The sequence below is a fragment of the Mycolicibacterium brisbanense genome, assembly GCF_001570425.1.
In the GTDB taxonomy this organism is placed as follows: Bacteria; Actinomycetota; Actinomycetes; order Mycobacteriales; family Mycobacteriaceae; genus Mycobacterium; species Mycobacterium brisbanense.
Genome location: NZ_BCSX01000049.1, coordinates 39123 through 63298 on the forward strand (window position 1 = coordinate 39123; position 24176 = coordinate 63298).

Genomic DNA, 24176 nt, shown 5'->3' on the forward strand with positions numbered 1-24176 from the left:
CATGCCGGAATCCAGCTTCGTCGTACGCCCGGATCCCGGCGACGATCGCAAGCAGACGCCGAGTTCGCGGTTGCAGGCGGCGGGATTGACTTCGGCCATCACGCTTTTCGCGGAGGCCGCCCGCACCGTGCCACTGCCGAGCCCGCCGCAGCCCATCGTGGTCGCCGACTACGGTGCGGGCACCGGGCACAACGGCCTGCTCGCGATCGCGAAGGCGGTCGGCGTGCTGCGTGGGCGCACCCGCCCCGAACATTCGGTGCTGGTGACGCACACCGACACCCCGGACAACGATTTCACCACGCTGTTCCGCACCCTCGCGGAGGACCCGGCGTCCTATCTGCGCACGGATGCGGCGTCGTTCAGCTCGGCGGTCGGCCGGTCGTACTACACCCAGATCCTGCCGTCGAACAGCATCAACCTGGGTTGGTCGGCGTGGTCGATTCAGTGGCTGGGGCGGGTACCGATGCCCGTGGGCGATCACCTCGTGGCGGCCTACAGTGCCGACCCGTACGTCCGCGCCGCCTACGCGCGGCAGGCGGCGCACGACTGGCACGAGTTCGTGGCGTTCCGGGGCCGGGAGCTGTGCCCCGGCGGCAAACTCGTGGTGCTGACGATGGGCCTCGCCGACGACGGCGATTTCGGTTATCGGCCGCTGATGCTCGCCCTCACCGACGCTCTGCGAGGACTCGTGGCCGACGCGGTGATCACCAGCGACGAGCTGCACCGAATGTCGTTGCCTGTGATGGGCCGGGCCGCAGTGGATTTCGCGGCCCCCTTCGCACCCTCCGGCCGTCTCGAACGGCTCTCCATCGAACATCTCGAGGTGTTCGACGCCGAGGACCGGTTCTTCAACCAGTACCGCACCGACCATGACGCAAGGGCTTTCGGCGCCCAATGGGCCGCGTTCTGCCGGTTCGCGTTGTTCGGCGCGTTGGCCGAAGCGCTCGGGGACGCGAGACGGCACGCGGTGTTCTTCGACCGGCTCGAGGCCGGCGTGGCCGCCCGGCTGGCCGCCGCCCCCGAACAGATGCGGATCCCGCTGGCCGAAGTGGTCCTGGTCAAACGACCCAAGAGTTAAACCGACCAGCCCGCAATCGCGGCGTCGATCAGGTGTGGGCCGGGCTCGCCGAGCGCAGCGCGGAACTGCTCGGCAAGGTCCTCGGCTGTGGTCGCCCGCGTCGCGGGAACGCCGAATCCCTGTGCGATGGAAACAAAGTCGATGTCGGGTCGACTGAGGTCGAGCAACGAGCGGGACTGCTCACCGGCCGCCGCGGCACCGACGCGCTGCAGTTCCATTTGAAGGATCGCGTAGGCGTGGTTGTTGAGGATGACGACGGTGACATCGAGTTGCTCGCGGGCCATGGTCCACAGCGCCGAGATGGTGTAGAGCGCACTGCCATCGGCCTGCAGCGCGATCACCGGCCGGTGCGGCGCGGCGACAGCGGCGCCTACAGCCACCGGCAGCCCCTGGCCGATCGCGCCACCGGTCAGCGTCAGCAGGTCGTGAGCGGCCGAACCCGCAGTCGCAGTGGGCAGGAACAAGCCGCTGGTGTTCGCCTCGTCGGAGACGATCGCGTTCTCGGGCAGCAGCGCGGCGATCACCTGGGCCCAGTTCTGCGCGTTGAGTGGGCCGCGCGGCAGTGCGGCGAGTTCGGCGGGATTGTCGATATACGGCGCGGCCCCGAGGTGGTCGGCCAGCTTCTCCAGATCGCTCGGGGCCACCGTGTGCACGGTCGCCCCGGATGGCACGAGGTCGCCCGGCTTGCCCGGATATGCGAAGAACGTGACCGGCGAACGTGCCCCCACCAGAACCAGATCCGTTGTGCCGGCGAGTTGTTCGACAGCCTGCTCACCAAGGTAGGCCAACCGGTCGAGGTGCGGCACACCACGTCCACGGGCCAGCCGGGCCGGGAAGGTCTCGATGAGCGCTCGAGCTCCGGTCACGGCCGCGATGCGGGCCGCCGCGATGAGCCCTTCGGCGGAGTTGGCCGCGCCACCGAGCAGCAACAACGCATGCGCGCCGCGTTCACGCAGCAGCTCCGCCGCAGCCTCGATCTGCATGCCACCGGGCGCCGGCCGCCGTTGTGGCGACACCGGCGCGCCGGGCGACGCCGGGCCCCACGAGAAATCGGCGGGCAGGATCACGGTCGCCACTTCGCCGGGTTCCCCGGTCGCGCTGCCGACAGCGCTGTCCACGGCCGCAGCCACGTCGTCGGGCGTCGCGGGCCGGTGTACCGAACCGTGGGTCCAACCGGCCAGCGCCTCGATGTCGGATTCCAGTGGGGCATCAAGTCGTTTGTGGTGCGTCGCATGGTCGCCGACGATGTTGACGACCGGACTGAAGGCCCGCCGCGCGTTGTGCAGATTGGCCAGACCGTTGGCCAATCCGGGTCCGAGGTGCAGCAGGGTGGCCGCCGGCCGCCCAGCGATGCGCGCATAGCCGTCGGCCGCACCTGTGGCCACGCCTTCGAACAGGCAGAGCACGGGCCGCATCTGCGGCGCGGAGTCCAGTGCCGCGACGAAGTGCATCTCCGAGGTGCCCGGATTGGCGAAGCACACGTCGACTCCTGCGGCGAGCAATCGCGCGATGGCCACCTGGGCACCGGTGCTCGGGCTCATCGGCCGGCCCGTGTCAACATCAGACCGCCGGCTTCGATTTCGTGTTGATGGCGCTTGTCCCGCACCCACTCATAGTGGTCGGCGATCCGGTCGGGCGCCAGGGCGACACCTGATGAAGTCGCGCCGGACGGTGACGCAAGCTAGCCGCCGTGGCCGTGGCCGCCGCCCGGAGCGGGCACCCACGGCAGGCCCGGGACGGTCGGGTAAGGCGCCACGGGGGTCCACGGCGTCTGGGTCGGCGTCGACGGAGCCGCACTCGTCGGCGTATCGGTCGTCGCAGGCGCGGCGGTCGTGGGTGTGTCCGTCGTCGGCGGTGGTGCGTCGGTCGTCTGGGGCGGCGGTGGCGCATCGGCGGGTGGCGGTGGTGCGGTCTGGGTGACGGTCTGCGCCGGGGCCTGCTCGATGACGGTCTGCGGTGACTGCTGCTGCTGTTGTTGTTGCTCAGGTGCCGACGCGCCGGCCGGAGCGTCGGCCGCCGGTGCCTGCGCGGGCGCCGATGTGGTGGTCATCGCCGTCGAGGTCGATGCCGGGGCCGGGCTCTTCTCCGAGTCTTGATGGGTCAGCAGCAGCACGGCCGCGACGGCGACGAGCGCTACCGCGCCTCCCGCGCCCGCCAGCAACGCGGGTTTGCGATACCAGGGCAGCGCGGCGACCCGGTCATGGTCGGTGAGCTCGGCTTCGCCGAATTCCAATCGCGGGCGGGCGCTGGTGAGGCCGATGCGGGCGGGCTCGGGTTCGGGTTCGGCATAGCCCAATTCGGTGGCCGGAGCGACGTCGGGCACATCGTCGGCATCCGACCAGGCCAGCGCCCGCGAGGCCGGCGGCGGTTCGGGGGCCATCACGGCGGCCGCCTGGGTTGGCGGCGCGGCGGCCGACGCCGGAGCGAGTGCGGTCATGCTCTCCTCGACCGTGCCGCGCACCGCGGTGATCCCCGATCCGATGGCCGCGGTCAGCTCGGGTTGCGCCCCGGTGATCACCGGCACCCGCAGACTCTGCGACAGCGCTGTGGTGACGGCCGGGATCCTGGCCCCGCCGCCGATGGTCGCCACGGCGACGAGATCGCCGGGCCGCAGCCCGGCGCGGTCCACGGTGTCCTGCAGAACCGCGACGAATTCGTTCAACGGCGCCTGCATGGCGTCGTCGAGTTCACGCCGGTTCAACCGGACCTCGCTGCGGTGGCCCGGCAATTCGGCGGTCAGCGAGGTCACCGACTCGGTGGACAGCCGCTCCTTGGCGCGGCGGCACTCACCGCGCAACCGGCCCAGCGAACCGATCGCCGACGTGCTGGCCAGGTCGATGGTGCCCGCAGCCGACAGTTCGTTGACGATGTGGGTGAGCAGGGCCTGGTCGATGAGATCACCCGACAGATCGGGGTGCCGGACGGTCGGGGCGATCGGCTGGTAGCCGTTCCCGGCGTCGGCGAGCGTGATGCTGGTGCCTGTACCGCCGAAATCGCACAGCGCGATCACCCCGCGGGTCGGCACCCCCGGGTTGTCCTGCAGAGCGGTCAGCGCTGCCGTGGCGTCCGACATCACCGTGGGCGTGGCCGGGGCCCGGAACTCCGGGACCTCGTCAAGGGCGTGGCGCAGCGCAGCGACCTGGTTTGGCCGCCAGTGTGCGGGGTGGGTGACGGCGATCGGGTCCGTTGCCGGCGCGCCTCGGGTGACCGTGCGCAGCAACGCTCCCAACGCGTCTGCCACCAGCACCTCGCCACGATGCGACGAGCCGTCAGGGGCCAAGATGCCCACCGGATCCCCGACCCGGTCGACGAAGTCGGTCAGGATGAGTCCCCGCTCGGTGAGATTGGGGTTCTCGCTGGGCACTCCGACCTCGGATGGGCGATGCGGATACAGCGTCAGCACAGGTGAGCGCGTCACCGCGGTCCTGCCCACCACCACCGCCGTCAGGTTGGTCGCACCAACCGACAACCCAATTCCGTCAGCCATGTCACCCCGTCTCGAGAGAGCACTATCCGGTAGTCCATCTCAGTTAACGGGGCGAATGTTACTCAGCGAATATTGCCGCTACCTGTGATGAGGGGTAGATCCAGCGGGGTTACCCATCCTGGCAAATGATCATTGACTGCGGGGACGGCGTTTAGCGCACGTAGACCAGTGGCCAGGCAGCCCGCCGCGGCCGCGTCGCGGCCCGAACCATCGGTGAACCGGAACGCGGTTTCCTGCGAGATGCTCGGGGTGCCGTCGATGTCGACGCGGTACACATCGTTGTCGTTGCCGGACGGCCAGTCGGGCGCAGCGTCCAGTCCGATGCGGTTGACGTGCTCGAGCTGGATGCGGGTCTCGCCGCGGTACACGCCGTTGATGGTGAACCGGACCGCGGCCACATTGCCCGGTGCGATGATCCCCTTGGCGGTCTTGCGTTCGTCGGGGGTCACCCACTTGTCCCAAGTGGTGGTGATCGCGTCGAGTTCGATACCCGCCGCGTACGCGATCATCGGAACGGTTGCGCCCCAAGCGAATACCAGGATATCGGGGGTTTCGAGCAGCGCCCGGTGCTCGGGCGGCTTGCCGATTCCCATCTCGAACTCGTAGTCGCCGGTGTAATTGGTGTAGTCGAGCAGCTCCGAGGCCCGGACCTGACGGATCTCCGAACACAGGCCCATCAGTGTCATCGGGAACAGATCGTTGGCGAAGCCGGGGTCGATGCCGGTGGTGAAGCACGACGCCCCGCCGGCCTCGCACGCCTCGGTGACGGGCTCGATCCAATTCGGCGGGTTCAGGTGCATCTTCGGCCACACCCAGGGCGTCATCGCCGTCGAGCAGACGTCGATGCCGGCCCGTAGGAACCGGGTGATCAGGTCGATGTTGGCGTCGGCATGCGCTGCGGTCGGACCGTAGTGGACCAGGGCGTCGGGCCTCAGCGCGATGAGCGCGTCGACGTCGTCGGTCGCCGTGACACCGATCGGAGCGCCCAGCCCACAGATCTCACCCGCATCGCGGCCGACCTTCTCGGGGTTACAGACCCCGACACCGACCAGTTCGAACAGTGGATGCTTGACGATTTCGGCGATCACCATGCTGCCGACAAAACCGGTGCCCCAGACCACGACTCGCTTCGTCACCGCACCACCATATGCACAGATGTCATGTGCGCGGGGCGGTTCCGGGCCAGCCCGCCAGGGCCAGGTCGGCCACGGCGTGCAGCTCCGCACGGCTCGCGCCACTGCGCGCTTGCACCGAAATCCCTTGACACACAGCCGAGATCCACCGGGCCAGCAACGTGGTGTCAACGTCTGCCAGTTCGCCGGTGGCCACCGCGGCGTCGAACCGGCGGGCGATGTCCTGTACATCTGCGCAACGCCGGCCTGCCAGCCCTTCCTCGTTCCCGGTCAGCAGGCAGCCACGCTGCTCGCCGGTGGTCGCGTCCGCCGCGCCGTGCACCATCGCCTCGGCCACCTCGCGGGCGGTCGGCCGGGTCAAAGCCACAGCAACGTAGCCGCCGGGCCCGGCGACATACCGCTGCAGTGCGCGCTCGAAGAGCTCTTCCTTGGAGCCGAACTCGGCGTAGATACTGCGGCGGTTCACTCCGGTCGCGGCGGTCAGATCGCTGATCGACACCCCGTCGAAGCCGTGTACCCAGAACAGTTTCATCGCCACGTCCTCGACCTGTTCGGGGTCGAATTGCCGCGGCCTGCCCACCGCCATCGCACATCTGCCTTTCTCTGCTGTGATACCAGTCACAACGGGAATCATCGCTATTGCCTAGGCCTTGACCTCAGCGTACTTAGTAACCAACCGGTTCGAAATCATTCCGGAAGGAAATCCCATGAGCACAGCACCCCTGACCGGCCGCCGCGCACTGGTGACAGGCGGTTCCCGTGGCATCGGCGCACAGATCGTGCGTCGACTGGCGGCCGACGGCGCCGCCGTCGCCTTCACCTATGCCGCGTCGGCCGTCGAGGCAGAGAAACTGGTCGCCGAGGTCAGCGCCGACGGCGGGCGAGCTGTGGCCATCCAGGCCGACAGCGCCGACCCCGCACAGGTGGCCGCGGCGGTCGAGGAGACCGTGACGGCCCTCGGCGGCCTCGACGTGCTGGTCAACAATGCCGGCACTGCCTACATCGCACCCATCGACGAGTTCCCGCAGGAAGAGTTCGACCGGTTGGTGGCGATCAACATCGGTGGCGTCTACGCCGCGATCCGCAGCGCCGTCGGTCATCTCGGCGAAGGTTCGCGGATCATCAACATCGGCAGCATCAACGCCGACCGCGTACCGGTGCCCGGCCTTTCGGTGTACGCGATGACCAAGGGCGCGGTGTCCTCACTGACCCGGGCGCTGGCACGCGATCTCGGCCCGCGCGGTATCACCGTCAACAATGTGCAACCCGGCCCCATCGCCACCGATCTGAACCCTGATGAAGGCGAATTCGCCGATTCCATCAGGCAATCCACCGCACTCGGACGCTACGGCGACACGTCCGACATCGGCGCGGTGGTGAGCTTCCTGGCGGGTTCGGAATCCGGCTTCGTGACCGGGGCGAACTGGAACGTCGACGGCGGGTTCACGGCCTGACCTACAGGTTGATCGGATCCGTCGGTTGCGGTGTCCTGCTGGTGTCCTTGAGCTGAGCCTTGAATTGCATTGCCCGGTAAGGCCATCCGGTATCGGTGCGCCACTGGGACACCACCAGGCCCACCCCGCCTTGCACATCGAAGCGCGAACCCGGCAGCAGGTAGCCGCCATAGAGCTGAGCGACCCTGCTGTCGGCGGGGTCCTCGTCGGCCCACGACGAACCGACCACCGGAATCTGCAGTGGCGTGGTGTACATATTGGCCACCGGGGAGTTGACGACGCGGTAGCCGAGGGCATACTGCGACGCCAAAAACCCACCGAGAACCCATGTTCCGGCGGACAAGCGGCGGAAAGTCAACTCTCCCCACTGTTCTCCGGGCGGTGTGATCGGCGTACTCTGCCGGCCCCAGCCCCAGCTGCCGTTCGTGAAACCCCAGCAGCTGTACTGGCTCCGCTGCCCGATGTGTTCGGGCCGCACCCGCATCAAAATGATGCCCTTGTTGCGCTGAAAACCGGTGGCCACCACGTAAACCCAGCCGTCGTCCGGGTCGTAGTCCCACGACCAGCACTGCGCGTAGCCGCCCTGCAGATCACCAGGGAACTTGGCCTGCTCACCCATGTGGGTCCAGGAGACACCGCTGTCGTCCGAACGCCAGATCTCGGTCCACATCACGTTGCCGAAGCCATGGTTGACGATGGCGTGCAGGTAGATCGAATCACCGACCCGCAGCAGGTCCGACGGGATCACGGTGCTGATGCCGCCGCGGCTCCAGCCACTGGACGCGTCGTCGTGAATGTAGAACCACAGCTGATGGGCGTAGTGGGGGTCGGGGCCTGCGGCCCGCTCGTAGACGATCTCGTGATCGGCATCGCCGCTGCCGATCAGCGCCACCGGAGAACGCCAATCCCCCTGTCCCACCATGGGTCCCGAGAACGTGTCACCGAACACCGAGACCAGCTTGCCGTTGGGGGCCACCACCGACGCTCCGAGATCGGTGGCCGTCACGCCGAATTGGTCGGTGCGGCCCGGGCCCGTCAGGTCGGCGGCCTTGCCGTTGAGCATCGGCAGTGCCGGAGTCTGGTCGCCCTGCAGTGGGCGACCGGCACCCCCGCCGACGCTCACGTGCACAACCGCAAGCCCCAGGGCTCGCAGTCCAGCGGATAGACCTTGACCGGCATGGACAACGGCTCTTTGTACGCCAGCTTGAACGGCACACTCTGCTCGCCGGGCTGCAATCCGCAGACCGCATTGTGGAACACCGACCGCGTACCCGTCATCGCCACGTCATCGAACTTGTAGACCTCGGTGGTCGGGGCCCAGCTACCGTCGGGGCACTGCATACCCTCGGCCGCGGTCGTCGAATAGGTCCACAGCCCGCCGGTCAACCGGGCATCTCCGCCCTTGATTTCGGAGCTCGTCGCGACGTGCAGCCGGCACGCCACCGCCAGCTCGAGAGGTTCGCGCAGATCGCCGACCACGGGCACGCACGACGGGTACACCGTGAAGGTCTGTGGGTCCAGTCCGTCCTGGGTGTAGGTGTACACGCCCTGCATCACGGGGTCCGCCTGCGCCGGGCCGGCAAACCCCAGGCTGAGTCCGATTCCGAGGGTCGAGGCCAGGGCGGTCGCGGCGGCCGTGCGCTTGAAGGTCACAATGGGTGAGTATCGCAGTCTTCATCAGCGTCGTCACCGGTATGGTCCACCGACGTTTCGGTCGGGCCCGGCGGCGGCCCCAGCGGGTGAGCGTACTGACGGATCGCCCGCGGTGATCCTGGAGAGATCGTGACCACACGACCAGTGGTGAGAACGTTGAGCGCGGTGGCAGCCGTCCTGGCGCTCGTGATGTCGGCATGCTCGGCCGGCAACCGCGTCGACCTCGGCGGTGAGGCGTCGGGCTATCTGATCGCCGCCATCGCCGGTGAGCCCGACCAACTCGACCCCCAGCGGACGAGTGCGTACTTCTCGTTCGAAGTGCTGGAAAACGTGTTCGACACGCTCGTCGAACCGGACGCGAACCTTCAGATGGGCCCGGCCTTGGCAACGTCGTGGGAGGTCAGCCCCGACCAGTTGCTGTGGACGTTTCACCTGCGCCCCGGAGTGACCTGGCATGACGGCAGCCCGCTGACCGCCGCAGACGTCGTCTACTCGTATCGGCGCATCATCGACCAGCAACTGACCAACGTGGACAAGTTCAGTGCGGTCGCCGGCGTCGACGAGGTGGACCCCGCGACCGTGCGGATCGCCGTCAAGCATCCGACGCCGAATCTGCTGACCAATCTCGGCGGTTTCAAGGGCATGGCGATCGTGCAACGCCACAATGTCGAGAGCGGGCAGATCACCACCCATCCGGTCGGCACCGGACCGTTCTCGTTCGTGTCGCGCAAGAGCGGCGACTCGATCACGCTGAAGGCCAACCCGCACTACTGGGCCGGAGCTCCGCCGGTGGCCGGGGTGACATTCCGGTTCATCTCCGAACCGTCGACGGCGCTGTCGGCGTTGCAGGCCGGTGAGGTCGACTGGACCGATTCGATTCCCCCGCAACGCGTCAGCCAACTGCGCGAAGACGACTCGCTGCATCTCGCGGTCACCCCGAGCAACGACTACTGGTACCTGGCGCTCAACGAGGCTCGCACGCCGTGGAACGACGTCCGGGTCAGGCAGGCCATCGCCTATGCGATCGACCGAGATTCGATCACCGCGGCCACCACGTACCGCACGGCGACCACCAACCAGCTCGCCATCCCGCAGGGCAATGCGTGGTACACCGACTATCACCGCTACCGCCACGATCTGGACGAAGCGAAACGTCTTCTCCGAGAGGCGGGTAGCGCACCGAAGGACCTTGACATGCTGGTCACCAGTGAATACCCCGAGACAGTGACCGCAGCCCAGATCGTCGCCGATAACCTTGCCCCGCTTGGCATCACGGTGCACATCCGCACGGTCGACTTCGCCACCTGGCTCGACGAACAGAACAACGGGCACTTCGACATGTTGATGATGGGCTGGCTCGGCAACATCGATCCCGACGACTTCTACTACGCCCAGCACCATTCCGGCGGCACCAGCAATGCGCAGAAGTTCTCCGACCCCGAGGTCGACCAACTTCTCGACGCCGGGCGAGTCGAGACCGACATCGAAAAGCGAAAATCCATCTACGCCAGAGCGGCAACGCGTATCGCCGACGAGGTCAGCTACATCTACCTGTACAACCCGTCGGTGATCCAGGCGTGGGCAACGAATCTGTCGGGCTACGAGGCGCGGCGCGACGGCGCTGTCCGGTTCCGTAGCGCAACCCTGAATCGGGGTGGGACGAGGTGAATGTGGGCAAGTTGGCGGCAGGGCACCCGGTGGTGGTGTTCCTGGCCCGGCGTCTGATGCACTCCGCGGTGGTGCTCATCGGCGTGCTGATCGTGGTGTTCGCGTTGGTGCACCTGGTGCCTGGCGACCCGGTCCGGATCGCGTTGGGCACGCGCTACACCCCAGAGGCGTATGCGGCGCTGCGGTCGGCCAGCGGGATGGACAGACCGCTCGTCGAGCAGTTTTTCAGCTACCTCGGCTCGGCGTTCACCGGGAACCTCGGGGTCAGTTTCCGCAACGGTGACCCGGTGACCGTCACGCTGCTGGAACGACTTCCGGCCACGGTGTCGCTGGGCTTGGTCGGCATCGTCATCGCGCTGGCGATCGCATTGCCTGCCGGGATCTGGTCGGCCCTGCACGAAGGCAGGGTCAGCGACGCGATCGTGCGGATCGCCAGCCAGTTCGGCGTGTCCATTCCCGATTTCTGGATGGGCATCCTGTTGATCGGGGTCTTCGCGTCGACGCTGGGCTGGCTGCCGACATCGGGATACCGCCCGCTGTTCAGCGATCCGGGTGGCTGGCTGCGACACATCATCCTGCCCGGGCTCACGGTGGGGCTGGTCGCCGCGGCGATCATGACCCGCTACGTGCGCTCGGCGGTCCTGGAGGTCACCGCCATGGGGTACGTGCGCACCGCCAAATCGAAAGGCCTAGCGCAGGCGGTGATCACGTTTCGCCACATCGTCCGCAATGCGCTGCTGCCCATCCTGACCATCACCGGTATCCAGCTGGCCACCATCCTCGGCGGGGTCATCGTGGTCGAAGTGGTGTTCGCCTGGCCGGGGCTGGGCCGGCTGGTGTTCAATTCCGTTGCGGCCCGCGACTATCCGGTCATCCAGGGCGCGGTGCTGCTCATCGCGGTGTTGTTCCTGCTGATCAACCTGATCGTCGACGTGTTGTACGCGGTGGTCGACCTGAGGATCAGGCTGTCATGACAGTCACCGAAGGCCGGGTCTCGTCCTGGCGGCTGCTGCTGGCCAACCCTGTGACCGCGATCAGTGCGGTCGTGCTCGTAGCCGTGGTGTTCGTCGCGGTGGCCGCCCAGTGGATCACCCCGTTCGGCATCAACGACATCGACGTGCCCAGTGCTCTGCAGGGGCCCAGCGGATCGCACTGGTTCGGCACCGACGAACTGGGCCGTGACGTGCTGTCGCGCGTGCTGGTGGCGATACAGGCATCGATGCGGGTCGCGGTGGTGAACGTGGCGTTCGCGGCGGCCGTGGGCGTGACGATCGGCGTGGTGGCCGGCTATCGCAGCGGCTGGGTGGACACCGTCGTGATGCGCGTCGTCGACGTGATGTTCGCCTTCCCCGTGTTGTTGCTCGCGCTGGCCATCGTGGCAATCCTGGGGCCGGGCATCACCACGACCATGCTCGCCATCGGTGTCGTCTACACGCCGATCTTCGCGCGCGTCGCCCGCGCCAGCACGCTGAGCGTGCGCCTCGAGCCGTTCGTCTCGGTCTCCCGCACCATGGGCACCGGCGATGGATACATCTTGACCCGCCACATTCTGCCGAACATCGCCGGGCCGCTGATCGTTCAGCTCTCGCTGTCACTGGCCTTCGCGATCCTGGCCGAAGCGTCATTGTCGTTCCTGGGCTTGGGAATCCAGCCACCACAACCGTCGCTGGGCCGGATGATCTTCGACGCGCAGGGCTTCGTCACGCTCGCGTGGTGGATGGCGGTGTTCCCCGGTGCCGCCATCTTCGTGACGGTGCTGGCGTTCAACCTGTTCGGTGACGGCCTGCGCGACGTGCTCGATCCCAAGCAGCGCACCATGATCGAGGCCAGAAGGGCGGGAAAACAGTGACCTCCCCTGTGTTGAGCGTGCACGACCTTCGCGTGCGGATCGGCCGCCGCGACATCGTGCGCGGGGTGTCGTTCGACGTGGCACGCGAACAGACCGTCGGCATCGTCGGCGAATCCGGATCCGGCAAGTCGATGACGGTGCTGGCGGCGACCGGGCTGCTCGACGCGCCGGGTGCCGTCGTCACCGGCACTGCCGCATTGGCCGACGGCACCCAACTCGTCGGGGCGTCCTCGCGCACACTGCGCCAAGTCCATGGTGGCCGAGTCGGATTCGTGTTCCAGGACCCGGGCACGTCGCTCAACCCGCTGCTGACCCTGGCGCGGCAGATCACCGAAACACTGGAGACTCACCGCAACATGACCCGCCGGCAGGCCCGTACCCGGGCGGGTGAACTGCTCGACGCCGTGGGCCTGCCCGCCGAGCGGCTCGACGCCTATCCCCACCAGCTCTCGGGTGGCCAACGCCAGCGCGTGATGATCGCCATCGCGCTGGCGTGCGACCCCGAATTGCTGATCGCCGATGAACCGACCACGGCGCTGGATGTCACCACCCAATCCCAGATCATCGACCTGGTTGCCGACTTGCAGCGGGACTTCGGCACCGCGGTGGTGTGGATCAGTCACGACCTCGGCGTCATCGGTCAGGTCGCCGACGAGGTGACGGTATTGCGGGAGGGCGAGGCTGTTGAGCAGTCGGCCGTCCTCGACGTGTTCGATCATCCGCAGCACGCGTACACCCGTGAGCTGCTGGAGGCCCGGCCGCGCATCGACGGCGACGGACCCACCGAGGTCGCTGACACCCCGGTGTTGCTGGAGGTCAACGGACTTGACGTCCGCTACGGCGAGGTCACCGCGGTGCACGACGTGTCGTTCCGGATTCGGCGCGGCACCACGCTGGGCCTCGTCGGCGAGTCGGGTTCGGGGAAGTCCACGGTGGCCGCCGCGCTGACCGGTCTGACCGACCCGTCGTCAGGGACGGCAACCCTGGACGGCGTCAACGTCTTCGGCGGTGACCGCAACCTGCGGCGCCGAATCAGTCTGGTGTTCCAGGATCCCTTCGCATCGCTGAACCCGCGCGCTCGGGTGGGCGCGGCGATCGGTGAACCGTTGCAGGTCCACCGGCTGGCCAAAGGCCGCCGCGGCAGGGCGCAGCGCGTGGCAGAACTCCTCGAACGCGTCGGGCTGCCCGCGGAGTTCGCGGCCAGATACCCGCACGAACTGTCCGGCGGACAGCGCCAGCGCGTCAGCATCGCCCGGGCGCTGGCCACCGAACCCGACTTGCTCATCCTCGACGAATCGACAGCCTCCCTTGATGTTTCGATCCAGTCGCGGGTACTGGACCTGCTGACCGAACTCCAGCGCGACCTGGGCTTGTCCTACCTGTTCATCGCGCACGACCTGGCGGTCGTGCACCGCATGTGTCACGACGTGATGGTCATGCGATCCGGCGCAGTCGTCGAGTACCGCCCGGCCGCCGAGCTGTTCGCATCCCCCGAGCACGAGTACACCCGCACTCTGCTCGCCGCGATACCACCCACCAGACCGCGCGCGGCGATCTGAGAAGGTCTACGGCATGAGTCAGCTGAGCGGCAAGGTCGCATTGGTCACGGGTGCGTCGTCGGGATTGGGTGCGGCAGTGGCGCGCCTGTTCGCCGAACGGGGCGCTTCGGTGTTCGGCATCGCCCGCGACGCCGAGCGGATGGCCGAGGTGTTCACGCAGGTTCCCGGCGGCAAGTACGCGTCGGTGGACATCGCCTCCGCCGAAGCCTGCAAACAGGCCGTCGCCCAGTGCGTCGAGGAGTTCGGCAGGCTCGACGCATTGATCAACGTCGCGGGTTTTCACCAGATGCGCCACACCATATCGATGACCGACGAGGACTGGGACAAGGATCTGGCCGTCAACCTCAACGGCCCGTTCTTCCTGTGCCGGGCGGCGTTGCCGCATCTGCTGGAGGCCGGCGGCAACATCGTCAACGTGGCCTCGATCGCGGGGATCGAGGGCGAGGTCTATTCGGCGGGCTACTGCGCGGCCAAGCACGGCCTGGTCGGGCTGACCCGTGCGCTCGCCATCGAGTTCACCTCGGAACGCCTGCGCGTCAACGCGGTCTGCCCCGGCGGCATGCTGACCCCGCAGACCACCGAGTTCGCCGCACCCGAGGGTGCGGACTGGAATCTGATCCTGCGCATCGCCGCACCCCGCGGAATGATGGACGTGGCCGACGTCGCCAAGACCATTGCGTTTCTCGCCAGTGACGACGCCGCGGCCGTGCACGGTGCGGTGTACATCGTCGACGCCGGAAAGACCGCCGGGTAAGGGTTTCGCATCGCCATCGGTGCGCGCACGATAGAAGTGTCCGCCGAGTAGGCGAAGGGAGCGGACGATGAAAGCGCACGTCGGCGATTTCCTGGTTGTCAAAGGCACAACCACCGACCAACATGAGCACCACGCCGAGATCATCGGGGTTCGCGCCGAGGACGGCTCTCCCCCGTACGAGGTGCGGTGGCTGGGCACCGGCCAAGAAGCGGTGATGTACCCCGGCACCGATGCGGTGGTGGTGTCAGCCGCTGAACACGCGCGGGCGGCCGGGCGCGCGAAACACTAGGTACTCGATGTGCCCAGCGAGGTGCGCATCAACATCACGCTGTAGTCAGACCAGCGCGACAGCGTGAAGTACAGGTCGCTGCCGGTGGACCACGGGTGGATATAGGGCGCGTAGATGCCACCGGGCACCGCGGTCGAGCTGACGATCGTCTTCGCTTGGCTCCACGGGCCTTCCGGCTTGTCGGCGGTACGCATCACGACCGCCGAGGTCGTATTGGTGTAGAGCATGACGAACTTCTTCAGGTAGTCGTTCCACGCCACGGACATCTCACTGCCGGGCGCCCACACCACCTGGACGGCCAGGAACGGGAAGCCCTTGAGCCAGCCGAACGGTGTGTAGTACTCGTAGGCGGACTTGTCGGCGACCGAACTCTCCACGACCCGCGACAGGAACGGCATGCCGCCGCGCCCCGCCCCGGTGCCGTAGGAGTAGACGTACCCGCCGGTGCGCAGGTAGGCGCCCATCTGGAAGTTCTGGTCGCCCCACGTGAAGGCCACCCCAGGGACGGTGTTGAACCAGCTCGGGCGGATACTCGTCACCGGAACCGTCCACGTTTCGCCGTTGTCGTTCGACACCGCGACCGCCGAGAAGTTCGTCGACCACTGCCCCGGTGAACCCCACTGGCTGACAGACATGAAGTTCACGTATTGCGTTGTGCCGACCGAGATTCCGGCAGTCGGAATGATGGTCACCTCGGTTCCCGCGAGGCCGAGGCTCCGGATCACCTGCCGGGAGAAGTTGGGGCGGGCGGCGTCGACGGGCGAGCCGGCATAGACGTTGCCGGGCACAGGGTTCGGGATCGTCATGCCGTCGGCCAAGTTGCGGTCGGAGCTGCGGAACAGCGTGTTCTTGCGCCACTCCTGGTCTGGCACACTGCAGTTGCCGAACGTGTCACCGAACGCCATCAACACCTGATTGCCCGCGCCGGATTGCCCGTTGTCCCACATGATTCCGAGGTCGGCACCGGAGATGCCGAAACGGCTGTAGCTGTCGGTGTTGGGCCCGGTGATCCACCCCACGGTGGCTGCGGTCGACGCCGACGGGGCGGCCGCGGCGCGCGCGGCGGTGTTCGGGGCGACGGCGGTGTCCTTGGCTGCTTCCGGGGTGCTCGCGGTGCTGACCGGTTTGCGGCCGATGGGCAGATGCAGGATCGGCAACGACGGCAGTGCCGGGGCGGCGGCGCGTGCCGACGGCGTCGATGTCGGCACGGAGCACGGGTCCGCGACCGCGCGCGGAAGCGGTACGGCGAGAGTGATGGTCGCGGCTGAGGCAGCCGCCATCGCCGCTAGCCGACGCAGTGTCGTCATGTCCTACCTTCCGGCTAACGCCTAACGCCTGTGACAATAGTTGCTACAGCGGCGGAGACGGTTTGCCAGAAGTGAACCGCGATGCATCTGTGACCGGGTCGAGATGCGGGACTGGGGCGTGTGGAAGCCCAGTGGCAGCGGGCGGCGCTACCACTGGGCTGGTGACGAGAATCTAGTCTTTGAACGCGTCCTTGATCTTCTCGCCGGCGTCCTTCAGGTTGGACTTCACCTGGTCGCCCTTGCCTTCATTTTCGGTGCTCTTGTCGCCGGTGACATTGCCGACCGCTTCCTTGGCCTTGCCGCCCAGCTCCTGCCCCTTGTTCTTCGCCTTGTCGATAGCGCTCACAGTGTTTCTCCTCTTCCGTGGAGTCGGCCCGCATGGCCGACCGGTCCAGCCGTTGGAGTACCTCAGGAGCCAGTGATCGAAACTCGGCGCTGACCGCAGATGAAATGGTCTGTGATCCAGTAGGTTCCGTGTTACCTCATGCAGTGCCGCACTGGGCCCGCCCCGCACTCAGCCGCGCGCCAGTGGCACCACGATCGCGACCTCGGTGCCGGCGTCTGTCGCGTGCGCATCGAACTGCCCGCACGACGCGAGGACCTTGGTGCGGATCGATGCCATGCCGATGTGGCCTTCGGCAATGCTCTTCGCCAGCCGTGCATCGGAGATGCCGACACCGTCGTCGATGATCCGCAGCCGCGCCTCTCCATCCTCGCGGCGCAGCTCGATCCGCAGTGTGTTGGCGTGAGCGTGTTTGATGACGTTGGTGGTGAACTCGCGCGCCGCGCTGTAGAGCAGATGGTCGGCGTCGGTACGGTAATCCGCGGGCCACGTCGAGGCATCGAGATCGACCGCGAGATCGTCACGGGCAGCGATGCTGTCGGCCAGCGCTTCCATCGCGGCCTTCAGACCGGCCCGAGTGAGGATCTCGGGATGCAACTCGCGCACCGCGTCGCGCAGCAGCGCCGAGCATTCCTTGAGCGCGTTTTCCACCAGGTCCAGCGCCGGGACCGAGCCTGCCCGCACGTCCTCGAGATCGCCCCGCGCAACGAGCACGTACTGCAACGGCCCGTCATGGAGGCGCTCCGAAAGGGCTTGCCGTTCCCGCTTCTCCAAGCCGAGCACATCGTCGAGCAATTGCGTTCGCTGCCTGGCCAGCTCCTCGATCGTCTCGACCTTTGACCGCTGGATCCGCGACAGCGCGACCGAGCCGGCGGCCAGCCCTGACAACACCATGGCGTTCAACAGGATTGACGACCACGGCTCTGCGTTGGGGTTCTGCCCGATCCAACTGACCAAGATGTACGCCGCAACAGTCGGAATCGCGGTAACGCCGCTGAGGAACGGATCCAGCTGTGCGGCCGCGATCACCGGAATCAGAAACAGCCCGGTACGCAACACATCTGACGTCCAGTTGTCCGGTGAGTGCAGGCCTGTGAGCACCGAGAGAAGCGACACCAATGCGACGTCGGCGGCGAGCATGAACAGCGCAGGCCGCCTGCTGGTGATGCCTTTCGACGATGGCCCCGTGCGTACCACCCACCACGTCCACGCGGCGAACGCGGCCAGGTACCCGGCCAGAGTCAGGATGCAGAATCCCAAGTCGCGGTCAGGCGGCTGCAGCAACAGTGTGATGGCGATGTAGCCCACGAGTACCAGCCGTAGTGCCCACTGCAGGACGAGTCCGTAAAAGGCCGGGCGCGCAGTCGAGTCCGGCGGGAGTTGCAGCTCTGGTGCGTTCGCCGCGCGCTCGTCGTATCCGGCCATGAGGGCTCCTGTCCCCGCGTGGTCAGAGTATAGGGCGGCAACCGATGTCGCCGACGGTCCTCAGCAGGTCACGGTCACTCGGTGGCGCCGGATACGACCTTCTTCACAGCGTTCTGGACGCCCTTGCTCACACCGCTCACCGTCGAGTTGAGGCTGCCGGCCACCTTCTGCGCGGGGTTGGACCCTCCGGTCGACTGAAGCGACTTCACCGGATTGGGGACCACCTTGTTGCCCGAGGTCAACGGGGAGAGCCCCGAGAGCCCCGGCACGCTGGACGTCGACAACGAGGAGGTGGGCAGGTTGCCCGTGATGATCTTGGCGGTACTGCCTGCCTCGTCGAGCGGCCCGGTCACCAAGGTGGTCGGCGACGAGATGTCCTGCTGGGCGGTGGCCGCGGCCTTCGTCACCCCGGCCTGCACATCGCCGGGCAGGGCGCCGAGGGTCTCGGTCATATCGGATGCCGGCGGCAGCAGTCCGACGGGGCGGGTCTTGGTGGGATCGGTCGGGACGGGCTGGTTGTCCTGATAGCCCGCGTCGACGATGTCGGTGAGTGCCGGTTCGACGGCGTCGGCCACGATGTTGCCGCCCGGCACCAGCAGCAACGGCCGTACCAGCGGGAGCCGGTCGGTCGTGAAGGTCACGTAGGTGACGTTGCCGGGGACCGCCGTCTTGGTATAGCTGCCGTCCGGCGCGACGACGTAGTGGTAGTGCACGGGATCAGTCGGTTGGGCGGCGAGTGCCTCGGCCGGCATCGGTGCGCTCGACTGCCCGCCATAGCCGTAGCCGTAGGCCGCCAACGAATTCGCGTCGGCGACGAGGTTGAGTGGGTAGGTCGGGGCGTCGGAATTGATGTTGTATTCATAGGCGGTGTCGATCACCGGGACCGACAGGTCGCTGGGCTCCGGGGCTGCCGAGGTCCCCAGCAGCGGCGCGAACATCCAGTAGGTGGTCCAGAATCCGCCACCGGCACGGTTGGTGTTGTTGTCCAGGATGACCAGTTTGACGTTGTTGAGCGCCGGGTCATGGTTCGCTTGCATCTGGGCCAGCGCGAGGCCGGTCTGCCCGGCGCCCCAGCCTGACGACACCACCACGACGTTCGGATCGTTGCTGTTCTGGTCGACCGCGTCGACAATGCCTTGCGGCCCTAGGAAAAACGGGACAACCTGCTGCGGCGGATTCGACTTCGCGTAGTCCGTGCCGTAATAGGTGGAGCCGGCGAAGATCTGCGCCGTCGAGTTCGCGGGGGTGATCGCCGCCGCCAGCGCCACGTCACGCGCGGCCAACGTGGTCGTCGTTCCGGTCACCACCGCGGTCGACAGTCCCGTGACACTGACCGCCGCCGCGGTCAGTGAGGGTACCCAGCGCGCGGTTGCGGCGCGGGTACGCGACAACTTGCGATGCCTACCGGACATGTTGGTCTCCGCCCCTAGTCACGCGCACGACACCGCCCCGCAGATGCGCACGAAACCTCAAACTTGGCAAAAGCTAGCATGCCCGGTCAGCCGGGATAACCCGGTTGGAAGCAAAATTCCAGTGAAATCGTCCGAACGGCCGACACCCATCCGCGTCAGGGCTGGGCAGCGATCGAGTAGCGCACTACGCTAGTGGGCCCCGTGCGGGGTCAGCAGGCTTTCGGTATGGACGTGATCGCTGCGGACGCCGGTGAGGCACTCCGCTGCAGCACGTTCAAACGATGGGTGTGGGGCGCGGCCGCCGTCAGCATCGCAGGCGGGGTGACCGTCGGGGCGTTCCTGGCATTCGCCGCCCCGATCGTGTTGAGCCCGGTGGCCACCGAGCGGCTGCTCATCCGCGGCGGCACCGCGCTCGTGGTGTTCCTGGTCGTCGTCATTCCGGTCATGTTGCGGGTGCGGCGGCACCGGTTCGCCGCGAGCACCGCGTGGCTGCGCGAAAACCGGCACCCGACCGCCGCCGAACAACGGATGGCGCTGGGCGCACCTGGGGAGGCGGTGCGGATGTCGGTCGTCGTGTGGGCCGTGGGTGCGGTGGTCTTCGGTTCACTGGCCGTGCCCGACGCCCTGTCCACCGCGCTCTACATCTTCTGCGTTGTGGCGTTGGGCGGAATGTCCACCAGCGCAGTGTGGTACCTGATCGTGGAACGGGTCATGCGCCCGATCTCGGCCCGCGCGCTGAGCGGCGGTGCGCCCGAACGCCGGGTCGGGCCGACCATCCAGCGCCGGCTCACCATGGCCTGGACCCTGGCCACGGGTGTGCCACTGCTCGGCGTCGCGATGTTGGCACTCGGGTATCTCGCCGACACCGACTACCGGACCCAGCGCACCATCGGGGCCATCCTCGTGCTCGTGGCGGTGGCATTTGTGGTGGGGCTCTTCGCGATTCTGGTGGCGGTGCGCTCGGTGGCCGAACGGGTGCGGGCGCTGCGTCACGCACTGGCGCGAGTTCAGAGCGGAGACTTCGAGGCTCGAGTCGAAGTCGACGACGCGAGCGAAATCGGCCGCCTGCAAGCCGGATTCAACACCATGGCAGCGGGTCTGGCCGAGCGCGAACGCATTCGCGCCACATTCGGCACGTACGTGGATCGCGATGTGGCCGAACACATCCTGTGCGCAGGCGGACCGCTCCAGGGCCAGGAGGTCGACGTCACCCTGATGTTCGTCGATGTCCGCGGTTTCACCGCATTCGCCGAACAGCTGCCACCGGCCGACGTGGTCGCCACGCTCAACCGCCTGTTCGAACGGATCGTCCCCCTCGTGCATCAACACCACGGGCACGTCGACAAGTACGCCGGCGACGGGCTGATGGCGGTGTTCGGCGCGCCGCGGCACCGGGCCCGGCACGCCGACGAGGCGCTGGCAGCCGCCCTGCAGATCGCCGATGCCGTGCACGTGGAGTTCGGCGGCCGACTGTCGGTGGGCGTCGGGCTCAACTCAGGTCCGGTGGTGGCCGGAAATGTCGGCGGCGCTGGACGTTTCGAGTTCTCGGTCATCGGCGACACGGTCAACGTGGCCGCCCGGGTGGAGGCAGCCACCCGGCAAACCGGCGACGCCGTCCTGCTCACGGCCGACACCCTCGAGCTCCTCACCGATCGCCGGGTGGCGTTCGCCGAACGTCCGGGTCTGACCCTCAGAGGCAAGACCACACCGGTACAGATCTACGCGCCTGCGTGACGCGCACAGCTAACCCGCCGAGTACTGCTGCGCCGCTTCCTCGGAATCGACGTGGCCGTTGCTGATGATGGTGAGGCTGTCGGGGCGGATCTCGTACTGAGCGCCGTCGGCGGGGTTGGTGGCGTTGAACCCGTCGCCGGAACGCTGAGCCTGCGCGATTTCCAGGTGGGCACCGTCGCTGAGCCGTTCGCCGCGGTAGTAGTAACTGTCCGGCCCGCTCTGACAGATCACCGCGATGGACGATGCCGTCTTGATCATCGCCGCCGGGGTGCTACCCGAATCGCAGCGGGCGGTATGGCCGACGAAGCCTTGGGCGTCGGCCCCGGAGACGGGTGCGGCCGCCGACCGGGACGTGGATGTCGTCGTCGTCTTGCTCGTGGTGGTCGAGTCGGTCGTCGACTCGCTCGTCGAGTCGCTGGGTGCACTCGAACTCGTCGCCGGGGGCGGTACCGCCAACGGCGTCTTGGGCGTCGTCGAGCCCCGGTCGTTGCCGCTGAGCGCAAGGATCGTCGCCAGGATCCCGGCGACACCGAGCAGCAGCACCGTCGCGATCACCAGCCGCACCTGCCCGCGCGTCCAGCGCCGCCGCGGCGGGGCCACCGGGGCATGCACCGGGGGTGGCGGCGGATAGGGCGCCTCACCGCTGCCGGTGGGCGTCGGGTAGACCGACGAGAACTCGCGCGTGCTCGGCGGCGGGGTGGGACGGGGCGCGACGACCGGTTCGGGCACCGGCGGCGGCGGAGCGGCAACAGGCGCCCCGGAGAGGGCACCCCGGGCGGCTCTGGCCAGCTCGCCGGCCGACGCGTACCGGTGGGTGGGGTCCTTGGCCATGCCGCGGGCGATGACATCGTCGAACGCACGCGGTATACCGCGGCGCATGATGCTCGGTCGCGGCGGTGCGGAGAACATGTGGGCGCTCATGAGCTGGCGGAGATCACCGGTCTCGAACGGCGGCCGGCCGATGAGGCATTCGTAGAGCAAGCAGGTCAACGCGTAGATGTCGGCGGGCGGCCCCACGGTGGCCCCGGAGAACCGTTCCGGCGCCATGTAGGCACTCGACCCGATCAGCACGCCCGTCATCGTCACGGTCGCCTCGCCGCCGATGTGGGCGATGCCGAAGTCGACGAGGTACGCGAAATCGTCGCCGGTGAGAAGCACGTTCTCGGGTTTGATGTCGCGGTGCACCAGACCGTCGGTGTGCGCGGCGTCCAGGGCCGACGCCACTTGTGTGACGATCGACACGGTCCGCGCGGGATCGAGCGGACCGTTGGTCCTCAGCACTTCTTTGACGCTGGCCCCCTCCACCAGTCGCATGTCGATGTAGAGGACGCCATCGATGTCACCGAAGTCGTGCACCGGGATCACGTGGGGTTCCTGCAGCCGCGCGGCCGCCCGCGACTCGCGTCGAAACCGCGCCTGATAACTCCGGTCGGCAGCCACCTCGGTGCGGAGCAGTTTCACCGCGACCATCCGGTCCTTGACCGTGTCGTAGGCGCGGTACACCTCGCCCATTCCCCCGACGCCTATCAGCGACCTCAGTTCATACGGCCCGAACCGGGTGCCGACGCGCGACGCGTCGTGGGGGGATGCCATTCCACGATCCTTTCGGCCGCCTGGACACGGTCTGCGACCACCATCCAGGCACACGACCGTCAGGTCGCCGGTGCACCAGGCGTCGCGGTATCCAGGCGGAGCGGTCGCGCGACGCGGTTTCACCGAGCCCGGGCGGGACGCGGTGGTCTCGGGAACGAGGATAGCCGGAGGTCGTCAGTTGAACGACGAGTGCGGCGCTCCGATACCGGGGTCGATCGTGACCGGGCCCGATGCCGAGGGCGTGACCGGGAAGTCGAAGATGGCCGTCGGGATGTACACCGTCGCACAGGCATTCGGGATGTCCACCACGCCCGAAAGGCGACCTTCGATCGGTGCGGCACCCAGCAACAGATAAGCCTGTTCGGGGCTGTAGCCGAACTTCGTCAGGTAGTCGATGGCGTGCAAGCAGGCGCGTTGATAGGACAGATGCGAGTCCAGGTAGCGCTGTTCTCCGTCGAGGGTAACCGAGGTGCCGGAGAACGCCAGCCACTCGGAGTACTGCGGATCGGTGTTGCCCGGCATGAATATGGCGTTCTCCCCCACGCCGTAGGTCTCCATGCCGCCGGGGATCACGTCGACCCGAAGGTCGATGAAGCCGCCCATCTCGATGGCGCCGCAGAAGGTGATCTCACCGTCGCCCTGAGAGAAGTGCAGATCGCCCACCGACAGGTTGGCTCCGTCGACATAGACCGGATAGAACACCCGGCTGCCCTTGGTGAGGTTCTTGATGTCCTGGTTGCCGCCGTTCTCCCGCGGTGGGGCGGTGCGGGCGGCTTCGGCGGCGGCCCTGGTGAAGGCGTCGCCGGTGAGGCCGCCGAGGATCGCGTCACGCGGCTCGGGCGGCAGCGCCAGCGGCGGGACCCGGTCGGGGTCGGTGGCGATCAGCGCGGCCTCGCGGGTGTTCCACTTCGCCAGCAGGCCGCTCGACGGCGCGGTACCCATCAGGCCGGGGTGCACGATGCCGGTGAATTCGACGTGAGGCACGTGGCGCGAGGTGGCCTTCTGCCCGGAGAAATCCCAGATGGCCTTGTAGGCATCGGGGAACTGGTCAGTGAGAAAACCGCCGCCGTTGAGCTTGGGGAAGATGCCCGTGTAGCCCCACCCCTGGCCGGCCAATGGACCCGAATCCTCCTGCGGGATGGGTCCGACGTCGAGGATGTCGACGATCAGCAGGTCCCCGGGCTTGGCGCCTTCGACGGCGATCGGGCCGGACAGCACGTGCACCGTGGTCAATGGCGCGTTGAGGATGTCGTCGGCGGAATCGTCGTTGACGATCGCTCCGTCGAACCACTCCCGACAGTGCACGCGGAACGAATCACCCTTCTTGACCGTGACCGCGGCCGGAATGTCCGGGTGCCACCGGTTGTGCCCCAGCTTCTCCTGATCGGTGAACTTCTTGGTCGAATCGAGCGGGAACACAACTTCGGGCATTGATCCT

The 24176-nt window shown here is 67.4% G+C and carries 21 protein-coding genes; 9 read left to right on the forward strand and 12 right to left on the reverse strand.

The genetic code is table 11. The annotated features are described in order from the left end of the window. Position 1: 1 nt before the first annotated feature. Complete coding sequence (locus tag RMCB_RS28090; protein WP_062831370.1) at positions 2 to 1078, forward strand: class I SAM-dependent methyltransferase; 1077 nt, start codon at positions 2 to 4, stop codon at positions 1076 to 1078. Here the strand turns inward: RMCB_RS28090 and RMCB_RS28095 are convergent. From RMCB_RS28095 to RMCB_RS28110, 4 genes are all read right to left on the reverse strand, one after another. Continuing rightward, positions 1075 to 2619, reverse strand: a complete 1545-nt coding sequence (locus RMCB_RS28095) for an acetolactate synthase large subunit (RefSeq protein ID WP_062831371.1) — start codon at positions 2617 to 2619, stop codon at positions 1075 to 1077. The genes RMCB_RS28090 and RMCB_RS28095 overlap by 4 nt on opposite strands. Before the next feature lie 140 nt (positions 2620 to 2759). Then, positions 2760 to 4565, reverse strand: coding sequence for an Hsp70 family protein (locus RMCB_RS28100; protein ID WP_029370925.1), 1806 nt, complete (start codon positions 4563 to 4565; stop codon positions 2760 to 2762). A 62-nt stretch (positions 4566 to 4627) separates the two neighbouring features. Continuing rightward, complete coding sequence (locus RMCB_RS28105) at positions 4628 to 5656, reverse strand: NAD(P)H-dependent amine dehydrogenase family protein (protein WP_234792269.1); 1029 nt, start codon at positions 5654 to 5656, stop codon at positions 4628 to 4630. A gap of 67 nt (positions 5657 to 5723) precedes the next feature. Beyond that, entirely contained in the window at positions 5724 to 6284 is a 561-nt protein-coding gene (locus RMCB_RS28110) for a TetR/AcrR family transcriptional regulator (RefSeq protein ID WP_062831373.1), read from the reverse strand. A gap of 121 nt (positions 6285 to 6405) precedes the next feature. Between RMCB_RS28110 and RMCB_RS28115 the strand changes: the two genes are divergently transcribed. Then, complete coding sequence (locus tag RMCB_RS28115; RefSeq protein ID WP_029370928.1) at positions 6406 to 7152, forward strand: SDR family oxidoreductase; 747 nt, start codon at positions 6406 to 6408, stop codon at positions 7150 to 7152. Between the two features lies 1 nt (position 7153). On the opposite strand, the gene RMCB_RS28120 is transcribed toward RMCB_RS28115, so the two are convergent. Both RMCB_RS28120 and RMCB_RS28125 read right to left on the reverse strand, forming a co-directional pair. Beyond that, positions 7154 to 8215, reverse strand: coding sequence for a glycoside hydrolase family 183 protein (locus tag RMCB_RS28120; protein ID WP_062831398.1), 1062 nt, complete (start codon positions 8213 to 8215; stop codon positions 7154 to 7156). 56 nt (positions 8216 to 8271) lie between these two features. Then, positions 8272 to 8805 (reverse strand): hypothetical protein, encoded by a 534-nt coding sequence (locus tag RMCB_RS28125; RefSeq protein ID WP_029370930.1) that lies wholly within the window; start codon positions 8803 to 8805, stop codon positions 8272 to 8274. A 189-nt stretch (positions 8806 to 8994) separates the two neighbouring features. On the opposite strand from RMCB_RS28125, the gene RMCB_RS28130 reads away from it, so the two are divergent. The 6 genes from RMCB_RS28130 to RMCB_RS28155 all read left to right on the forward strand — a co-directional run bounded on the left by RMCB_RS28130 (position 8995) and on the right by RMCB_RS28155 (position 14924). Continuing rightward, positions 8995 to 10473 carry an ABC transporter substrate-binding protein gene (locus tag RMCB_RS28130; RefSeq protein WP_051243985.1) on the forward strand — a complete coding sequence of 493 codons (1479 nt, stop codon included), beginning with the start codon at positions 8995 to 8997 and terminating at the stop codon, positions 10471 to 10473. Beyond that, on the forward strand, positions 10470 to 11447 hold the full coding sequence (locus RMCB_RS28135) for an ABC transporter permease (protein WP_264028681.1): 978 nt from the start codon (positions 10470 to 10472) through the stop codon (positions 11445 to 11447). The genes RMCB_RS28130 and RMCB_RS28135 overlap by 4 nt, the downstream gene beginning before the upstream one ends. Then, positions 11444 to 12322: an ABC transporter permease gene (locus RMCB_RS28140; RefSeq protein WP_062831374.1), complete on the forward strand. Its 879-nt coding sequence runs from the start codon at positions 11444 to 11446 to the stop codon at positions 12320 to 12322. Before RMCB_RS28135 ends, RMCB_RS28140 begins: the two co-directional genes overlap by 4 nt. After that, a complete protein-coding gene (locus tag RMCB_RS28145; RefSeq protein ID WP_062831375.1) occupies positions 12319 to 13881 on the forward strand; it encodes an ABC transporter ATP-binding protein in 1563 nt (520 codons plus the stop codon). Before RMCB_RS28140 ends, RMCB_RS28145 begins: the two co-directional genes overlap by 4 nt. Before the next feature lie 13 nt (positions 13882 to 13894). Further along, positions 13895 to 14635 (forward strand): SDR family NAD(P)-dependent oxidoreductase, encoded by a 741-nt coding sequence (locus RMCB_RS28150; RefSeq protein WP_062831376.1) that lies wholly within the window; start codon positions 13895 to 13897, stop codon positions 14633 to 14635. A gap of 67 nt (positions 14636 to 14702) precedes the next feature. Further along, a complete protein-coding gene (locus tag RMCB_RS28155) occupies positions 14703 to 14924 on the forward strand; it encodes a DUF1918 domain-containing protein (protein WP_062831377.1) in 222 nt (73 codons plus the stop codon). Here RMCB_RS28155 and RMCB_RS28160 read toward each other — a convergent pair. The 4 genes from RMCB_RS28160 to RMCB_RS28175 all read right to left on the reverse strand — a co-directional run bounded on the left by RMCB_RS28160 (position 14921) and on the right by RMCB_RS28175 (position 19411). After that, positions 14921 to 16231 (reverse strand): glycoside hydrolase family 183 protein, encoded by a 1311-nt coding sequence (locus tag RMCB_RS28160; RefSeq protein WP_062831378.1) that lies wholly within the window; start codon positions 16229 to 16231, stop codon positions 14921 to 14923. The two genes, RMCB_RS28155 and RMCB_RS28160, sit on opposite strands and share 4 nt — an antisense overlap. A 172-nt stretch (positions 16232 to 16403) precedes the next feature. Beyond that, entirely contained in the window at positions 16404 to 16577 is a 174-nt protein-coding gene (locus RMCB_RS28165) for a CsbD family protein (RefSeq protein ID WP_062831379.1), read from the reverse strand. 168 nt (positions 16578 to 16745) lie between these two features. Next, positions 16746 to 17999, reverse strand: a complete 1254-nt coding sequence (locus RMCB_RS28170; RefSeq protein ID WP_029370939.1) for a sensor histidine kinase — start codon at positions 17997 to 17999, stop codon at positions 16746 to 16748. A 74-nt stretch (positions 18000 to 18073) separates the two neighbouring features. Next, positions 18074 to 19411: a PE-PPE domain-containing protein gene (locus tag RMCB_RS28175; RefSeq protein ID WP_029370940.1), complete on the reverse strand. Its 1338-nt coding sequence runs from the start codon at positions 19409 to 19411 to the stop codon at positions 18074 to 18076. 225 nt (positions 19412 to 19636) lie between these two features. On the opposite strand from RMCB_RS28175, the gene RMCB_RS28180 reads away from it, so the two are divergent. Further along, positions 19637 to 21145 (forward strand): adenylate/guanylate cyclase domain-containing protein, encoded by a 1509-nt coding sequence (locus RMCB_RS28180; RefSeq protein ID WP_062831380.1) that lies wholly within the window; start codon positions 19637 to 19639, stop codon positions 21143 to 21145. A 9-nt stretch (positions 21146 to 21154) separates the two neighbouring features. Here RMCB_RS28180 and RMCB_RS28185 read toward each other — a convergent pair whose 3' ends face one another. Both RMCB_RS28185 and fmdA read right to left on the reverse strand, forming a co-directional pair. Then, entirely contained in the window at positions 21155 to 22738 is a 1584-nt protein-coding gene (locus RMCB_RS28185) for a serine/threonine-protein kinase (protein ID WP_062831381.1), read from the reverse strand. A 174-nt stretch (positions 22739 to 22912) separates the two neighbouring features. Continuing rightward, a complete protein-coding gene (gene fmdA, locus RMCB_RS28190; protein WP_029370943.1) occupies positions 22913 to 24169 on the reverse strand; it encodes a formamidase in 1257 nt (418 codons plus the stop codon). Positions 24170 to 24176 lie beyond the last annotated feature (7 nt).